The organism is Roseibium sp. (genome assembly GCF_039982295.1).
Lineage (GTDB): Bacteria > Pseudomonadota > Alphaproteobacteria > Rhizobiales > Stappiaceae > Roseibium.
The window spans coordinates 60,808-76,020 of record NZ_JBDWYP010000016.1 but is presented as its reverse complement, the minus strand read 5'-3'; the positions used below and the strand labels follow the sequence as shown (position 1 = coordinate 76,020).

Below are 15,213 nucleotides of genomic sequence, written 5' to 3'. Positions count from 1 at the left end.
ATAAGTGGGAGGGTCCTCAATGGGCATTGTCTTGGCGATCATATCGCCGCTCGGGTGGATCAATGAAAAAATCCTGGGAATCGGGCGCGCCATTGGCGTGATCGCTGTCGCCGCGATGGTGACAGCCATTCTGATTCAGGTCGTCTTTCGCTACGTTTTCAACAACGCCCTGCCCTGGCCAGATGAGGCCGCCAGGTTCTGTATGCTGTGGATGACAGGCCTGATGGCACCGACCGCCTTCCGACGCGGTGGTTTTGTCGCGATCGACATGCTGTGCAACCTGCTGCCCAGAACCCTTGGAACACTGCTCAACCTCTTCCTTCTGACGATCTGCCTCGCCGTCCTCCTGACCGCCGTCAAGATCGGCTGGAGCGAGGTCACTGGATTTGGTGGGCGTTTTGCCACTGCATCGCTCTTCGTACCGGTCAGCCTCGACTTGTCCGAGTGGCTGCGCGTGCCGCGCAGCTGGATGATGGCCTCCATGCTCGTCTGCATCGTGCTTCTCATTTCAGTCAATATCGAGCTGATCCTGCGCACACTTGTGGCGCTCTTCGGTGGACGTGACCGGTTGAAGCCAATCCTGACATCCAGCACATCAGGAGCCGAATGATGCTTGTTTGGTTCCTGCCCCTATTTCTCGTCTTCCTGGCCATCGGGCTTCCAGTCTTCTTCGGGCTGCTTGCAGCCCCTGGCCTGCTTCTATGGCTGAACGGCCAGGAACGCGACATCACGCTGTTGTATCGCAATGTCTACAATGGCATGGACAGCTTCCCCTTGATGGCGATCCCGTTCTTTATGCTGGCTGGCGAACTGATGAACCGTGGTGGCATTACGATGCGTCTGGTTGAATTCAGCCAGGCACTGATGGGTCATCTGCGCGGCGGTCTTGCTCATGTGAACGTGCTTTCATCCATGCTGTTCGCGGGTCTGTCAGGCTCGGCCGTTGCCGACACATCGGCCCTCGGCTCCATGTTGATCCCTGCCATGGAAAAGCAGGGATACACCCGCCGCTTTGCTGCCGCCATCACGGCTGCAAGCTCGGTCATCGGGCCGATCATTCCGCCCTCCGGCATCATGATCATCTACGCCTACGTCATGGGAGAAAGCGTGGCCGCTCTGTTTCTCGCAGGCATTGTACCGGGCATCATGGTCGGCGTTGGCTTGATGGTGATGGTCAAGGTCCTGGCGGACAAATACGACTTTCCTGTCGCAACGCGAAAGCACAGCTGGTCGGAACGTGGTCAGGCCAGTCTGAAGGCATTTTTTCCGCTGCTAACCCCGGTCATCATTCTCGGCGGCATCCTCGGCGGCGTCTTCACTCCTACCGAAGCAGCAGCTGTTGCTGTTGCCTACGCACTTGTCATCGGATTGTTCGTGTTGCGTACTCTTCGCCCGTCGGACCTGCCGGACGTGCTCTCACGCGCAGGCATGACCTCCGCCGTTGTGCTGCTGCTCGTCGGTGCAGCGATGGCCTTCAAGACAGTGGTAAGCCTGTCCCATGCGCCCGAGCAGCTGGCGAGCTTCATTCTCAGCCTGTCGGAAAACCCGCTGATCCTGCTGTTCCTGATAAACTTGCTGCTCTTCGTCGTCGGCATGTTTCTGGATGCCGGTCCGGCGATCATCATTCTTGGTCCGATCCTTGGACCAATCTTTGTCAGCCTTGGTATCGATCCGATCCACTTCGCCATCATCATGAGCGTCAACCTAACCATCGGTCTGGCGACACCGCCCATGGGGCTGGTGCTGTTCGTCGCAGCATCCGTCTCAGGCGAAAGGGTCGAAACCATCTCCAAGGCGATCTTGCCGTTTCTCGCAGTGGAAGTGGTCGTGATCTTCCTGATCACCTATATTCCTGCGATTTCCATGACAATTCCGCGTCTTACCGGATTTGCAAACTGACTGACCTGAGCACAAAGGGAGGAACTTAAATGCTCAAACAGACACTGAAGACCTTGACGGTCGCGGCCATGCTGGCAGGCTCGGCGCTCAGCGCGGTTGCTGCAGACTACACCATCCGCGCCACCGCCAATTCCAACGAGAACGATGAAGATTACGACGGCCTGGTCGTCTTCAAGAACTACGTCGAAGCAGCCTCCAACGGTGCTATCGAGGTGGAACTCTTCATCGGAACACAGCTTTGCTCCAACGGTGCCGAATGCCTTCAGGGCGTCGCGGGCGGCGTCATCGACGTCTACATCTCCACTTCGGGCGGCGCATCGGGCATCTTCCCCTATGTACAGGTCCTCGATCTGCCATACCTGATGGCCGACGACCGGGTTGCTGAAAAGGTTCTGTCCGGCGATTTCACCCGCAAGGTTCGGGACATGGCTCTGGAAGATTCCGACGGCCTGATCCGTCTGATGACCATCGGCAACACCGGCGGCTGGCGCAACTTTGCCAACACCAAGCGCCGCGTAGCTGAGCCTGCCGACATGGAAGGCCTGAAGATCCGCACGGTCGTCGCCGATCTGCCGCAGGAGCTGGTCAAGGCACTGGGCGCCTCTCCGACCCCGATCCCGTGGCCGGAACTCTTCACCTCTTTTCAGACTGGCGTTGTTGAAGGCTCCAAGAACGGCATCACCGACATCATGGGCATGAAATTCCCGGATGCCGGCCTCCAGTATGTCACTCTCGACGGCCACGCCTACATGGGCGCCCTGTGGTGGATGTCGAACGAGAAGTTCCTCGCCATGCCGGAAGACATGCGCCGCGTTGTCGTCGACGGTTTCTATGCCCTGCAGCAAGCAACCTTCGCTTCCCCCAAGCGCAAGTCGATCAAGGCCTATGAAGACTTCGTGGCCGGTGGCGGCGATCTCTACGTTCCGACCCCTGAGCAGAAAGCAGCCTTCAAGGAAGCAGCAAGCCCGGTCTATGACTGGTTCAAGGGCAATGTTACCCGCGGGGATGAGGTCTTTACCGCTCTGACAGACGCAGTGGCAGAAGCCGAAGCGGAAATCAACGCAGACCGCGACGCGGACCTGAACTGATCCGTTCAAAGCTGATCGATACCAGCGAAAAGGGCGGGCTCAAGCCCGCCCTTTTTTGCGCGTACCGTTGCAGCCTTGACCAGGTCACTGGAGCACTCGATGATCCTGCACTGTGTTTTCTGCAACTTTCGTTCCGACAGCCCCCCTGCCGAGCGCAGCAAGGTCTTTCAGGAGCTTGAGGATTTCAGCCTCACGCTAGACGGTGTGCTTGGTTTCGAATTTGGACCGAACCTCGACTTCGAACAGAAGTCACAGGCCTATGATGAGGGCTTTGTCATCCGTTTCAGGGATGCCAGCGCACTGGAGGCTTACGCCATCCACCCGGTCCACAGAGCTCTCGGCGGGCGTTTGTGTGACCTTTGCGAAGGTGGAGCTGACGGCATCGTGGTCTTTGACCTAAACGTCCCTGGTTGACCTTGAGCCAGGGAAAAAACCAAGCTTGCACGAGAAACGCTGCGCCGGTCTTCACCGGAACGGATACATCCACACCTTGTAGTCGTTGACGAGAACATGCGCCTTATCGATCTCCTCCTGGGTCATTTTCTTGACCACCTCTTCCAAAGAGATCGCGGCATCGGGATCTCCACCGATCGCCGACAACGTGTACCACATGTAGGCACGCACAAGATCAGGGGCCGGCAGGCCGCGGCCAACCTCGTAGTACCAGCCAATGCCCGATTGCGCGCCCGGATGCCCCTTCAGGGAGCTGCGCAGATACCACTCGAACGCCCGTTGATCGTCACGCTCGACACCCAGACCCATCGCGTACATCACACCGATCAGTTCCTCGGCATCTGCATTGCCGGACCGTGCCGCAGGCCACAGTTCTTCCATCGCCTTGGCAAAGTGGCCTTCTTCCATGAGGTCACGCGCTGCCTCGATTTCCGCGTGCGCTGGAGCAATAGAAAGCACGGCGCAGATCAGCCATCCGGCAACCAAAAGGGTCTTGTGTCTCAAAGGTTCTCTCCTCCATCACTCATGGCAGCCCTTACCTGTGCCTTCACGGTGGTCTTTCAACCGGCGATCGCAACCGAACTGCCTCCGCCTCTCTCCCAGAAGGACTTTCTCCCCTTCGACCAGGATCAGGCGGTAATCGGCCAACTGCTTTTTTACGACAAGATCCTGTCCGGCAACAGAAATATCAGTTGCAGCACCTGTCATCATCCCGAATTCGGCACCTCCGATGGCCTTTCGCTTGGAATTGGAGAAGGCGGTGTTGGTCTTGGACCAGCCCGCCACGCTGGCACAGGCGACAGCCGTATTCGCAAGCGTATCCCGCGCAACGCGCCAGCGCTCTGGAATCTCGGAGCCAGAGACATTCAGGTGCTGTTTCATGACGGACGTCTGAGCACGGAAAACAGCTATGACAATGGCTTCAACTCACCCGCAGAAGAGTGGCTGCCAGATGGTCTCGGCTCGCCATTGGCCGTGCAGGCCCTGTTTCCACTGGTCGCGCAATTCGAGATGGCCGGAAATCCGAAAGAAAATGAAATCGCCGGCGCAGTTCACGACCGGATCGATGCCGCCTGGCCGATCCTGGCCAAACGCGTGCGCACCATCCCCGAGTATGGCGCGCTTTTCGTGAATGCATTCGACCACATCAACAAACCAGAGCAGGTCACGATTGTTGAGATCGCCAATGCACTGGCCGCTTTCATGGCGCTGGAGTGGCAATCATTCGATAGCCCCTTCGATCGTTTCCTGGCAGGCGAGACGGGTGCACTGTCCCCCGTGGAGCAACGAGGCATGTCGCTTTTCTATGGCGAAGCAGGTTGTGCGACATGTCACTCAGGCAGTCTCTTCAGCGACCAGAAGTTTCATGCCCTCGCCCTGCCTCCCTTCGGTCCCGGCCGGACGCGACGCTTTGACCCCACCGCGAGAGACGTCGGCCTTATGGGTGAGAGCGATCGCCTCGAAGATGCCTACCGGTTCCGCACGCCCATGCTCCGCAATGTCGCCATCACGCAGCCATTTGGCCACAATGGCGCCTATACGACCCTTGAGGGCATCATAAGGCACCACGCCGATCCGGTGGCAAGTTTCGCCGCCTGGAAACCCGAGGACGCCAAACTCCCGCCCGCGCCGTGGCTGGCGGCCACGGACTTTGTTATCTGGCAGGACAAGCGCGAACTGGCGCGGCAGAAACGCCGCCTGGACATTCAGCCGATCGAGCTCTCCGACCAGGATATCAGCGAGCTGGTTGCCTTCCTGAATGCCCTGACCGGAAGCTCCCTCGATAATCCACCCTTCGGCGTGCCCGATAGCGTCCCCAGCGGGCTGCCACTGGACGAGTAGAGTCGTTCTGCCTCAAACACAGCGGGACAGCCCCGTCTTGACCCGGCGCAAGGGGATCGAGGATTCGATGGACGATACGCCTTCGACCTTGGTCATCTTTCCGACCAGAAAGCGCTCGAAGGCCGAAAGATCCGTGGTGACGATCCGCAGCAGATAATCCCGGTTGCCCGTCATCAGCCAGCAGTCCACCACCTCCGGGAAAGACTGGATGGCGTTCTCGAAGATCTCCAGCGCCTCATCGACCTGCTTGTCGAGCTGAACGGAGACAAAGACAGACACACCAAAGCCAAGCGCAGCCTCGTTCAAAACCGCTGAATAGCCCTCAATGATGCCCGCCTCTTCCAGGTGGCGAAGCCGGCGGCCAACCGGGGTGGGGCTCAAGCCAACGAGAGAAGCCAACTCATTGAGGGACATGCGTGCATTTGCCTGCAGCGCACGCAGTATCCGAGCGTCAAACTCATCCATCTTGAAGATATTCTCTAATTTTTTTCATCATGGAGAGAATTATATCCCGCATAAGCGTATTTGCGAGTGATATAGCCGAAAATCTTCCTCACCGTTTGCGTAAAATCCCTGGATCACCAAATGCGGGGAACGTCATGGATCATCTGAAAACTGTTGAACAGCGCCTGCTGTGGCTCTCTCACTGGATGATCCATCACGCCAATCACATTCGCCCAAAGGCCGACGGCATCAAGGTGGGCGGACATCAGGCGAGCTCCGCATCCATGGTCTCGATCATGACAGCGCTCTATTTCGCCGCGTTGCGCCCGGAAGACAGGGTCGCCGTCAAGCCGCATGCCTCGCCGATCTTCCATGCGATGCAATATCTGATGGGCAATCAGACGCGTGAGAAGATGGAAAATTTCCGCGGCTATGGCGGTGTTCAATCATACCCGTCCCGCACCAAGGACATAGATGACGTTGACTTTTCGACCGGCTCGGTTGGGCTGGGTGTCGCAATCACGTCCTTTGCTTCACTTGTGCAGGATTACATCGCGGCAAAGAGCTGGTCTGGAGACGTCCCCTTGGGGCGCATGATCGCCCTCGTTGGCGACGCCGAGCTGGATGAAGGCAATGTTTATGAATCCCTTCAGGAAGGCTGGAAGAATGATCTTAGAAACTGCTGGTGGGTCATCGACTACAATCGGCAGTCCCTCGACGGCATTGTCCGCGAAGGTCTTTTCGATCGGGTCGAGAAGATCTTCGATGCTTTCGGCTGGGACGTGGTGCGCGTCAAGTTCGGAGCCCTGCAGCGGGCGGCGTTTGAAGAACCTGGCGGAGAAAAGCTGCGTCAATGGATCGACAACTGCTCCAACCAGGAATACTCGGCGCTGACCTTCATGGGCGGGGCCGTCTGGCGCCAACGGCTGATGAACGATCTTGGTGACCAGGGCGATGTCACCGCACTGATCGACCGGCGCAGCGACGACGAGTTGGCTGAACTCATGGAAAATCTCGGCGGCAACTGCACGCACACCATGGCCGAAGCCTTCGCCGCCATCGACCATGATCGTCCGACCTGTTTCCTTGCCTACACAATCAAGGGCTGGGGAACACCGATCGCCGGCCACAAGGACAACCACGGCGGCCTGATGAACAAGACCCAGATGGCCGATTGGCAGACCCATATGGGCGTCGCCACCGGCGAGGAATGGGACCCCTTTGCCACCGTTGAGGATGTGGAAGGCTTCAAGACCTTCCTGAACCAGACGCCGTTTTTCGCCAAAGGGACCCGGCGCTACCAGGATGACAAGATTACCGTCCTGAGGATCGAACTTGCGACAGACCGTGATCAGTCCACCCAGATGGCCTTCGGCAAGATCCTCGACGACCTGTCCAAGGGCGACAGCAAACTGGCCGAGCGCATCGTGACCACCTCACCGGATGTCACGGGCACCACCAACCTCGGCCCATGGGTCAACCGTCGCAAACTCTTCGCCCGCACTGTTCAGGGCGATGCCTTCATCGAACACCGGATCCCATCAACGGCCAAGTGGGAGTTCACCCCGGACGGTCAGCATATCGAACTTGGCATTGCGGAGATGAACCTGTTTCTGCTGCTGGGTGCGGCGGGTCTGTCCCATTCGCTGTTTGGCAAACGCCTGATCCCCATTGGCACCGTCTATGACCCATTCGTCTGCCGCGGTCTCGATGCCATGAACTATGCCTGTTATCAGGACGCCCGCTTCATGATTGTCGGCACGCCATCAGGGACAACGCTGGCTCCTGAAGGCGGCGCTCATCAATCCATCGGCACGCCACTGATCGGCATGAGCCAGGATGGACTGGCCGCTTTCGAACCCGCCTTTGCCGACGAGCTGGCTGTCATCATGGAATGGGCCTTTGACTACCTCCAGCGCGACGGTGACGGTGACCCGGACGAGCGCACATGGTTGCGGGATGAAACCGGAGGGTCGGTCTATCTGCGGCTGACCACCAATCCGATCGAGCAACCGGGCAAACGCGGTGATGATGCTTTTCGGCAAGGAGCGATTGACGGCGCCTACTGGCTACGCAAGCCCGGCCCCAACTGCGAGGTTGTCATCGCCTATCAGGGCGCGGTTGCCCCTGAGGCAATCAAGGCCGCCGGACTTCTGGCCGGCAACCGGCGTGATGTCGGCGTTCTGGCCGTGACCTCGGCAGACCGCCTGAACGCAGGCTGGACCGCAGCTCAGCGTGCCCGGTCCCGCGGCAACGCAGCAGCCCACGCCCACATCGAAGCGTTGATGAGCGGCCTGCCTGCCCATTGCAGACTTGTGACCGTCATCGATGGCCATCCTGCAACCCTGTCCTGGCTTGGCAGTGTTGTTGGTCATCAGACGATCCCGCTTGGCGTCGAGCATTTCGGCCAGACCGGAAGCATCGGCGATCTCTATCGCCATTTCGGCATGGATGCAGAGTCAATTATCGAGAAGATTGAAGGCCTGACACTCGGCAGACCGATCAACTGACAAAGGGGCGCGAACCGGGCTTGTAATCGGGGCTGTATTTCTGCTTTATGACAGCCCCGAATGGAGAAAAACCAAGCACATGGTCGACATCGCAACCCGTGTCTACAATCACAAATGGAAGATCGATCCGATCGTCCGTTCCCTTATCGACACGGATTTCTACAAGCTGCTCATGTGTCAATCGGTGTACCGCAACAAGCCGGACACCACAGTCGCTTTTTCCCTGATCAACCGTTCCAAGGATATTCGCCTCGCCGAAATGGTCGACGAGGGCGAGTTGCGCGAGCAGCTCGATCATGTGCGCTCTCTCTCCCTTTCGCGCGGCGAAAGCACCTGGATGCGCGGCAACATGTTTTACGGCAAACGGCAGATGTTCCGCTCCGATTTCATGGAGTGGTTCGAGAACCTGCGCCTTCCCGCCTATCACCTGGCAAAACATGACGGCCAGTACGAGCTCAGCTTTGAAGGCTCCTGGCCCGAGGTTATGCTTTGGGAGATTCCGGCCCTCGCGATCCTGATGGAGCTACGCTCACGTGCTGTGATCAACTCCATGAAGAAGTTCGAGCTGCAGGTTCTATATGCCCGCGCCATGACCAAGCTCTGGGAAAAGATCAAGCGATTGCAGCCGCTCGAAGGCCTCAAGGTTGCCGACTTCGGCACCCGTCGCCGCCACTCCTATCTGTGGCAGGACTGGTGCGTCCAGGCTATGATGGAAGGGCTCGGCGACAAGTTCCCCGGCACCTCCAACTGCCACATCGCCATGCAGCGCGAGCTGGAAGCGGTTGGCACCAATGCCCATGAGCTTCCAATGGTCTATTCCGCCCTGGCGAACACGGATGAAGAACTCGCCCAGGCCCCCTATGATGTTTTGCGTGACTGGCAGGATGAGCACGACGGCAACCTGCGCATCATTCTGCCTGACACTTACGGCACCAAAGGCTTTCTTGACCGCGCTCCGGACTGGCTGGCCGGATGGACGGGCATTCGCATCGATTCCGGCGACCCTGCAACGGGCGCGGAAACCGCTATCGACTGGTGGATATCGAAAGGTGAAGATCCGACCCAGAAGCTCGTTATCTTTTCCGATGGGCTGGATACGGACAAGATCATCGAGCTGCACCAGCAATTTGCAGGCAGGGTCCGCACCTCCTTCGGCTGGGGCACTCTGCTGACCAATGACTTCCGCGGCCTCACCGATGGGGATGCGCTCGCCCCGTTTTCACTGGTCTGCAAGGCCAATTCGGCCAATGGCAAACCCACAGTGAAACTGAGCGACAACCCAAACAAGGCCATGGGGACCGAGGACGAAATCGCACGTTACAAGCGCGTGTTCAGTGTCGGCGCGCAGGAAAAAATGGACGTTCTGGTCTAGCGCTCAACCGCAGCCTTTAGCTTGCCTTGATGCCTTGGGTCACTCAAAGACTGGCAATGCTCTTCCGGCGATACTGCACCCATGAACATTAAAGCCAGGCTTTGCGGAAGCCGTCCTTGACGATTTCAAGCGCGTCGTCTCTCGACAGCTTTGAATGCGACGGCCGCCTCCACAAGGGAAGAAACAAAGCCAGAAGAAGCCCGCCCGAAAAGTAAACTATACAGTATAAAAACTACGCTCGATCACGGCTAATCTGCCCGTTTTGTCGCGTTAGGGTGTTGATTTTTCTCGAGCTGCCCTTGATGTTTGTACCGAGGGAAGTGGTGAGGAAAATATATGACAATTGAAATCAGGATTTTGACGGGCGATGAACTCGAGGCGGCGCTCCCGGACCTCGCCAAGCTTCGCATCAAGATCTTTCGCGACTGGCCCTACCTTTATGACGGCACGATGGAGTATGAGCAGGCGTATCTGTCTCGCTATGCGCAGACCGAGGGAGCGGTCATCATCGGAGCCTACGACGGCGATGCCTTGGTCGGCGCTGCAACTGGCGAGCCTCTGGAGCAGGAAGTTATCCAGTTCCGCGGTCCGTTTGAGGACAAGGGGCTTGATCCGCGCGAAATCTTCTATCTTGCAGAAGCACTGCTCGATCCGGCCTATCGCGGTCAGGGCATTGGTCATCTGTTCTATGAGGAACGAGAAGCCCATGCCCGGGCACTGGGGTTTTCGACGGCGGCTTTTTGCGCGGTCATCCGCCCGGACAACCATCCGCTGAAACCGGAGAATTATTCTCCGCTGGACGGTTTCTGGCGCAAACGCGGCTATGACAAACTCGCCGGCGGGATCGTGCATTTCCCCTGGCAGGATGTGGGCGAGGACGGTGAGAGCGAAAAACCGATGCAGGTCTGGATCCGCTCGCTCTAACCGGTATCCATCACTTAATCCTCGAGAAAAGCCGGTGTCTCACCAAGAGGCACCGGCTTTTTGGACTGTGCCTACTGGTCAAGTTCCCAGACGATTGTGACTTGAGCCGAGAGTGTCTCCTGGCCGGCCTCGATCGGAACGGCGGCTTCCGCCATCATCATCTTGCTTGCCCGCATGGCATACGGGCGAGGTGCGATCGCACCGTTTTCAGAGATCGACAGGACACGGCCGAGCGATGCGCCAGCGGCCTCCGCATAGAGGGTCGCCTTGGTTCTGGCGTTTTCGACGGCGGCCTTGCGCGCTGCGTCCATCTTCTTTTCCGCGTCGCTGACCTGAAATGAAATACCGCCGACCTCATTTGCGCCAGACCGCACAACCGTGTCGAGAATGGCACCCAACTTGTCCAGATCGCGCACCTGGATCGTGACGCCATTTGAAACTTCATAACCAACAATCTTCAGTGGCTGATTGGGATTGTCGCGACGGTCTGCGTACCGCGGATGAATGGAAAACCCGCTTGTTTGTATGTCCTTTGCGGCGATGCCCGCTTCCTTGATCTTGGAGATGACCGCGTTCATCGCCTGCGTGTTGCTGGACAGGGCTTCAGGAGCCGTCTTCGCCGGGGTTACAACACGGGTTGTCACGACCCCCATGTCGGGAGCGAGCGAAATCTTGCCCTGACCGGAAATGGTTATGGTCGCCGGGGTCTTGTTCTCGTCGGCCTGGGCCGGGACCGATGGTGCGATCGCGACGAGCGCAGCGATCAAAAAGGCGTTGGCGACCTTTCTGAAGCTGGTTTCGCCTTCTTGGCGGCAAGCGTGCGGCAGGCGCGAAAGGGAGTTGGGAAACAAGATCATACCTCACATAAAATCGCGGCGGGGACCGCTTGTCGTTAACGTGCCTATCTTTCAGTCCGATTGCGGCGCGGCAAAGGCGTTTCGGTTCATCTCCGGTTCAGGTCCGCGGGCACGTTCACTGCTTTCGGCCGTTTCCGGAAACACTCCAATGTCGCCGTTGGCGGACAGAAGGACGGCAATCGGGCGCGACCGCTCGAATTTCGCACAGACGATCAGGATCACCACGGTTAGCGGGACGCACAGGACCATCCCCACCACACCCCAGATCGCCCCCCAGAAGGCCAACGAAATCATGATAACCAGGCCGGAAAGGTTCAGGCTTGACCCCATAAGCCTCGGTTCGATGAGGTTGCCGATCGAAAACTGGATCGCCCCAAGTCCGGCGACGATGAGAATGAAGGGACCCAGCGTGTCGAAGAAAACAAGTGACAGAAGGGCCGGGAAAACCACGCTGACGAGCGAGCCAATAGTCGGAATGTAGTTCAATAGAAAGGCAATGAATCCGAAGAGCGCCGCATATGGCAGCCCCATGGCCCAAAGGATCAGGCTGGTGAGAAGACCGGTCGCTATACTGACGGCGGTCTTGATGCCGAAATAATGCAGGATCGACCGGTTGATCTCTTCGCGCAGGGCAAAGGCCGCGCGCGCTCTTGCCGGGGTGGCAAACAATTTTTCAAACTTGTGGTCGAACGTCGACTGCTCGAGCAGGAGAAACAGCACATAGATGAACACCAGCGAGGCCGATCCGGCGATCGTGGTGATGAAGCCGGCGCCTGCGGTGACCAGTTTCGGCAAGATGGCATCCGGCAGGAAATCCTGCAGCTCCAGGGGGTCGTTGAGTTTGATCAGAGCGGTGAACTGATTGAAGACCTCCTCGAGCCGCACCTGATAGGCCGGAGCATCTCGTGCAAGCTGTGTCAGGTTTTCAGCAACCATGTCCAGGATGAGGGTCGACGTCAGAAAGATCGTGACCAGAGAGAGCGGAAACGCAATCCAGCCCGGCAGGCGCCAGCCACCGAAGGGAACAAGCTGAAACCCGTGAGACAGGGCATTGATCAGGTACCAAACGATCAGGGCGATGGCCAGAGGCAGGAGCAGTGCCCGGCCTGTGACCAGCAGCCAGCCGACAAGGCAAACCAAGATGAGGCTCAATGTTATGCTGAGCAGCGATGACCGCATGATGTTCCCTTTGGGTCCATGGCCTTGATGGCTTTCATCGCTACACGTTTCGGTGCGGATTGGAAAGTGACCGGCAACTGCCTGATGGTCTATTGCGGCCACAAGACATGGTGAACTGGTGCCATCGCGGCCGGTCATCATAGACAATTTTCAGACCGTTTAGCGCTTTGTTTCGCTGAAACAGAAGGTTTTCCAAAGGAGGCCATCGGACAACCGCCAAAGCGCTTGCGGCGCAAAGAGGCTTTGGTGTAGTTAGCAGGTGTCTGGTTGCTGAATTTGTTGCAGGTTGCTGCCACATGTCAGTCCGTCGACAGGGCCTGTAGCTCAACTGGTTAGAGCCGTCCGCTCATAACGGATTGGTTGGGGGTTCGAGTCCCTCCGGGCCCACCATTTTCCCCAAAAATGTTAATTTTTGTAGCTCGCTGTAGCTCGCCACGCAAAACTGGAATGTTTAACACGGCGAACTGGAATTTTCACTTTTGGGGGTGGTTTTAACGGCGCTGGGCGGTGAAATCAGCCTTTTACCACCCATTTTCAGGCATCTGGGCCGATGTGGCTGCGTTTTTCGAACAGCGTTCGAAGACCCTTCAAACCCAGTTAAATCGCCATTTATAACGGCTTATGCGCCGTTCGGAAATTACCGCGCATGCCCCACAGCCTGGCCGAAAGCTGCATAGATCGGTCGGCCCATTTCCTACCTTGGCTTATTGCGATAGCCTGATTGAAGGCCGAGATGGGCGGGGAGCGGACGCCTGTGGCTGGTTTAATAGCTGGTGCAAAAGCTAGTCTAAGAGAGAGGTGCGGTGCGGGTTTCAGTTATGGAAATGTCGAAATCCATTTTTTTAATTCGGATAACTGTACTGCAAGCTGCCGTTGCGCGGGTGCCTTGCCATCTTTCGTGACATAAGCAACCGGCCCACCTTTATGTATGACACCCAAAACAGAGTGATTTTCCGCCAACAATGGACCGCCAGACATCCCTTGGCTTAGCATTTGGGTGACCTCGATCAGAGGAACCGCATGCTTGACCGTCAAGGAGCTTATGCTCCCCGGTCTAATATTGAGCTGATCACCCGGCCCGTAAGACGGAAACCCAGCCGCGAGAGTATTTGCTCCCGTGGTGGGTGAACCACTGAACGCTTCGAGTTCAAAATAGTCTGTCGAGGGGATTGAATGGCTAAGAAGCGCCAAATCCCGATCCTTGCAGAGTTGTATGATTTTCGCATTGAACGTGTTAGCTGTCTTCAATGGATGAAAGATTTTAATATTTGATGCGCCAATCACACAATGAGCTGCAGTAACGAGACCAACGCCCTTTAGGAAGAACGCAGTTCCTGTATCCTTCTCGGTCTCCAGTACCCACACCGACCGACCCAAAATTTCTGTTTGGGTAGGATGCACTTTAATCAGATTCAACGGAAAGCATGTATTGTATCGCTTGGCCAGTCCTCTAAAAACTGGGTCGGCTTGGCCTTTTACAAAGCCAACCCAGGAGATCTTCCCTCGGAGATGTGCTTGAATTGTACATGACTTTCCAAAACGCGTTGCCAACTCGACTTGGGTCGCAGCAACGCCGAAGCGTTCCACTTTGTACAAGGCGGCTCGGATGTTCCTGACATACCTCCTGTCTACGTTCAGGCCCTCATTGACCTTGAGTCCTGTAACCATCCTTCGAGAGTTCTTGTCCGAGTAATGGATTTTCTCTGGGTTAAGCTCAAACCCATTGTTTTGAAACAGAGTTCGCAGCTCAGCGCTCAACTGTTCAAGCGCAAGCTTACCCGGAGATGGGCGGGTTCCATCAAACAACGCGACTGGTGGCTGAAAGCACGAAAGCGTTACATCGTCAGCGTATCGCGTGTAGAGCAGTCTATGCTCTTTCGAAAAACTCATCAGTGATTTGTCGAGCCGGAAGCAGATCATATTGGAGATCACAGGGCTAGACGGAGCTCCTTGCGGCAAGTAACCGTTATTAGAGCAAATTCGAGCCACTATCGCGGCTACGTCCGGATCAATACCAATACTATCGAGAAGTCCTTGTACCCTCGCCTCCGTGATCATCGGAAAGAAGGTTTTAATGTCAACATTGAGGATGAAACGACGGCGCAGATGCGATTCGGCGTTCGTCCTTACGGACCGATCTGGAATAAAGCCATGTACCGGATTTCGAGGTTTGTATATCTTGGATAGACTACGAGCAATCTTTTGCTGCAGCATCTTTAGACGATAATCTGGGGCGCTGATTATCCGGCTTTTCCCGGTTTTCTTTGAGATCTCGAAGTGCGAGTACATGCGCCCGCGAAACCACCAAATTTTTTTGAGTTCTGCTGGAGTGACACCAAGGTAATTGAGTAGTTCGATTTTGCTGGTTAGCTCATTTGGGATTTTTATTCGGCTCGTGCCGCCGAAAAGATAAAAGACGTTTGGCACGAGGCCTCCCCTCCAATCACCCCAGTTGCGCATAATTCAGTTGGGGCGCACGATTCTTGTGTAGACCTTTGCTCTTACGCCGCAGTTACTACAGCGCGTTTGCGAGGGGAGACCTCGAGCATTTACGGTGGAGCAAACGGTTAGAAAATTCAACTTCAAATAGCATACAAAACAGTGGATTGCTGAGTTCACACCGCCCATTTTATGAGCGCTTCTGG

The 15,213-nt window shown here is 56.8% G+C and carries 13 protein-coding genes and 1 tRNA gene; 9 read left to right on the top strand and 5 right to left on the bottom strand.

The annotated features are described in order from the left end of the window. Positions 1–19: 19 nt before the first annotated feature. The 4 genes from ABJZ52_RS03060 to ABJZ52_RS03045 all read left to right on the top strand — a co-directional run bounded on the left by ABJZ52_RS03060 (position 20) and on the right by ABJZ52_RS03045 (position 3,401). On the top strand, positions 20–610 hold the full coding sequence (locus tag ABJZ52_RS03060) for a TRAP transporter small permease subunit (protein ID WP_348189161.1): 591 nt from the start codon (positions 20–22) through the stop codon (positions 608–610). Then, positions 610–1,899, top strand: a complete 1,290-nt coding sequence (locus ABJZ52_RS03055) for a TRAP transporter large permease (protein WP_348189159.1) — start codon at positions 610–612, stop codon at positions 1,897–1,899. Before ABJZ52_RS03060 ends, ABJZ52_RS03055 begins: the two co-directional genes overlap by 1 nt. A gap of 29 nt (positions 1,900–1,928) precedes the next feature. Further along, positions 1,929–2,987 carry a TRAP transporter substrate-binding protein DctP gene (gene dctP, locus ABJZ52_RS03050; RefSeq protein WP_348189157.1) on the top strand — a complete coding sequence of 353 codons (1,059 nt, stop codon included), beginning with the start codon at positions 1,929–1,931 and terminating at the stop codon, positions 2,985–2,987. 99 nt (positions 2,988–3,086) lie between these two features. Beyond that, positions 3,087–3,401, top strand: coding sequence for a Dabb family protein (locus ABJZ52_RS03045; RefSeq protein WP_348189155.1), 315 nt, complete (start codon positions 3,087–3,089; stop codon positions 3,399–3,401). A gap of 51 nt (positions 3,402–3,452) precedes the next feature. On the opposite strand, the gene ABJZ52_RS03040 is transcribed toward ABJZ52_RS03045, so the two are convergent. Next, complete coding sequence (locus tag ABJZ52_RS03040; protein WP_348189153.1) at positions 3,453–3,944, bottom strand: tetratricopeptide repeat protein; 492 nt, start codon at positions 3,942–3,944, stop codon at positions 3,453–3,455. 21 nt (positions 3,945–3,965) lie between these two features. Here ABJZ52_RS03040 and ABJZ52_RS03035 point away from each other — a divergent pair, with 21 nt between their 5' ends. Then, positions 3,966–5,282, top strand: coding sequence for a cytochrome c peroxidase (locus ABJZ52_RS03035; protein WP_348189151.1), 1,317 nt, complete (start codon positions 3,966–3,968; stop codon positions 5,280–5,282). Between the two features lie 12 nt (positions 5,283–5,294). Here ABJZ52_RS03035 and ABJZ52_RS03030 read toward each other — a convergent pair whose 3' ends face one another. Then, positions 5,295–5,747 (bottom strand): Lrp/AsnC family transcriptional regulator, encoded by a 453-nt coding sequence (locus tag ABJZ52_RS03030; protein WP_153768191.1) that lies wholly within the window; start codon positions 5,745–5,747, stop codon positions 5,295–5,297. A 134-nt stretch (positions 5,748–5,881) separates the two neighbouring features. Here ABJZ52_RS03030 and ABJZ52_RS03025 point away from each other — a divergent pair, with 134 nt between their 5' ends. The 3 genes from ABJZ52_RS03025 (at position 5,882) to ABJZ52_RS03015 (ending at position 10,532) form a co-directional block, all read left to right on the top strand. Continuing rightward, positions 5,882–8,236: a 1-deoxy-D-xylulose-5-phosphate synthase N-terminal domain-containing protein gene (locus ABJZ52_RS03025; RefSeq protein ID WP_348189148.1), complete on the top strand. Its 2,355-nt coding sequence runs from the start codon at positions 5,882–5,884 to the stop codon at positions 8,234–8,236. 79 nt (positions 8,237–8,315) lie between these two features. Continuing rightward, positions 8,316–9,608, top strand: a complete 1,293-nt coding sequence (gene pncB / locus ABJZ52_RS03020; protein WP_348189146.1) for a nicotinate phosphoribosyltransferase — start codon at positions 8,316–8,318, stop codon at positions 9,606–9,608. A 336-nt stretch (positions 9,609–9,944) separates the two neighbouring features. Then, on the top strand, positions 9,945–10,532 hold the full coding sequence (locus ABJZ52_RS03015; protein WP_348189144.1) for a GNAT family N-acetyltransferase: 588 nt from the start codon (positions 9,945–9,947) through the stop codon (positions 10,530–10,532). Positions 10,533–10,603: 71 nt separating this feature from the next. Here ABJZ52_RS03015 and ABJZ52_RS03010 read toward each other — a convergent pair whose 3' ends face one another. Together ABJZ52_RS03010 and ABJZ52_RS03005 are read right to left on the bottom strand one after the other, a co-directional pair. Continuing rightward, entirely contained in the window at positions 10,604–11,389 is a 786-nt protein-coding gene (locus ABJZ52_RS03010) for an SIMPL domain-containing protein (RefSeq protein ID WP_348189142.1), read from the bottom strand. Between the two features lie 51 nt (positions 11,390–11,440). Continuing rightward, positions 11,441–12,568, bottom strand: coding sequence for an AI-2E family transporter (locus tag ABJZ52_RS03005; protein ID WP_348189140.1), 1,128 nt, complete (start codon positions 12,566–12,568; stop codon positions 11,441–11,443). A gap of 313 nt (positions 12,569–12,881) precedes the next feature. On the opposite strand from ABJZ52_RS03005, the gene ABJZ52_RS03000 reads away from it, so the two are divergent. Next, positions 12,882–12,958: transfer RNA gene (locus ABJZ52_RS03000), tRNA-Ile, on the top strand. Positions 12,959–13,384: 426 nt separating this feature from the next. On the opposite strand, the gene ABJZ52_RS02995 is transcribed toward ABJZ52_RS03000, so the two are convergent. Next, positions 13,385–14,995, bottom strand: a complete 1,611-nt coding sequence (locus ABJZ52_RS02995) for a reverse transcriptase domain-containing protein (RefSeq protein WP_348189138.1) — start codon at positions 14,993–14,995, stop codon at positions 13,385–13,387. Between the last annotated feature and the right edge of the window lie 218 nt (positions 14,996–15,213).

What these genes read in the sequence shown, in the direction of transcription:
- ABJZ52_RS03035 (WP_348189151.1), top strand. Translation starts at nt 3,966, where the DNA reads ATGGCAGCCCTTACCTGTGCCTTCACGGTGGTCTTTCAACCGGCGATC.
- ABJZ52_RS03045 (WP_348189155.1), top strand. Translation starts at nt 3,087, where the DNA reads ATGATCCTGCACTGTGTTTTCTGCAACTTTCGTTCCGACAGCCCCCCT.
- ABJZ52_RS03025 (WP_348189148.1), top strand. Translation starts at nt 5,882, where the DNA reads ATGGATCATCTGAAAACTGTTGAACAGCGCCTGCTGTGGCTCTCTCAC.
- ABJZ52_RS03005 (WP_348189140.1), bottom strand. Translation starts at nt 12,568, where the DNA reads ATGCGGTCATCGCTGCTCAGCATAACATTGAGCCTCATCTTGGTTTGC.
- ABJZ52_RS03055 (WP_348189159.1), top strand. Translation starts at nt 610, where the DNA reads ATGCTTGTTTGGTTCCTGCCCCTATTTCTCGTCTTCCTGGCCATCGGG.
- ABJZ52_RS03015 (WP_348189144.1), top strand. Translation starts at nt 9,945, where the DNA reads ATGACAATTGAAATCAGGATTTTGACGGGCGATGAACTCGAGGCGGCG.
- ABJZ52_RS03010 (WP_348189142.1), bottom strand. Translation starts at nt 11,389, where the DNA reads ATGATCTTGTTTCCCAACTCCCTTTCGCGCCTGCCGCACGCTTGCCGC.
- dctP (WP_348189157.1), top strand. Translation starts at nt 1,929, where the DNA reads ATGCTCAAACAGACACTGAAGACCTTGACGGTCGCGGCCATGCTGGCA.
- ABJZ52_RS03060 (WP_348189161.1), top strand. Translation starts at nt 20, where the DNA reads ATGGGCATTGTCTTGGCGATCATATCGCCGCTCGGGTGGATCAATGAA.
- pncB (WP_348189146.1), top strand. Translation starts at nt 8,316, where the DNA reads ATGGTCGACATCGCAACCCGTGTCTACAATCACAAATGGAAGATCGAT.
- ABJZ52_RS03030 (WP_153768191.1), bottom strand. Translation starts at nt 5,747, where the DNA reads ATGGATGAGTTTGACGCTCGGATACTGCGTGCGCTGCAGGCAAATGCA.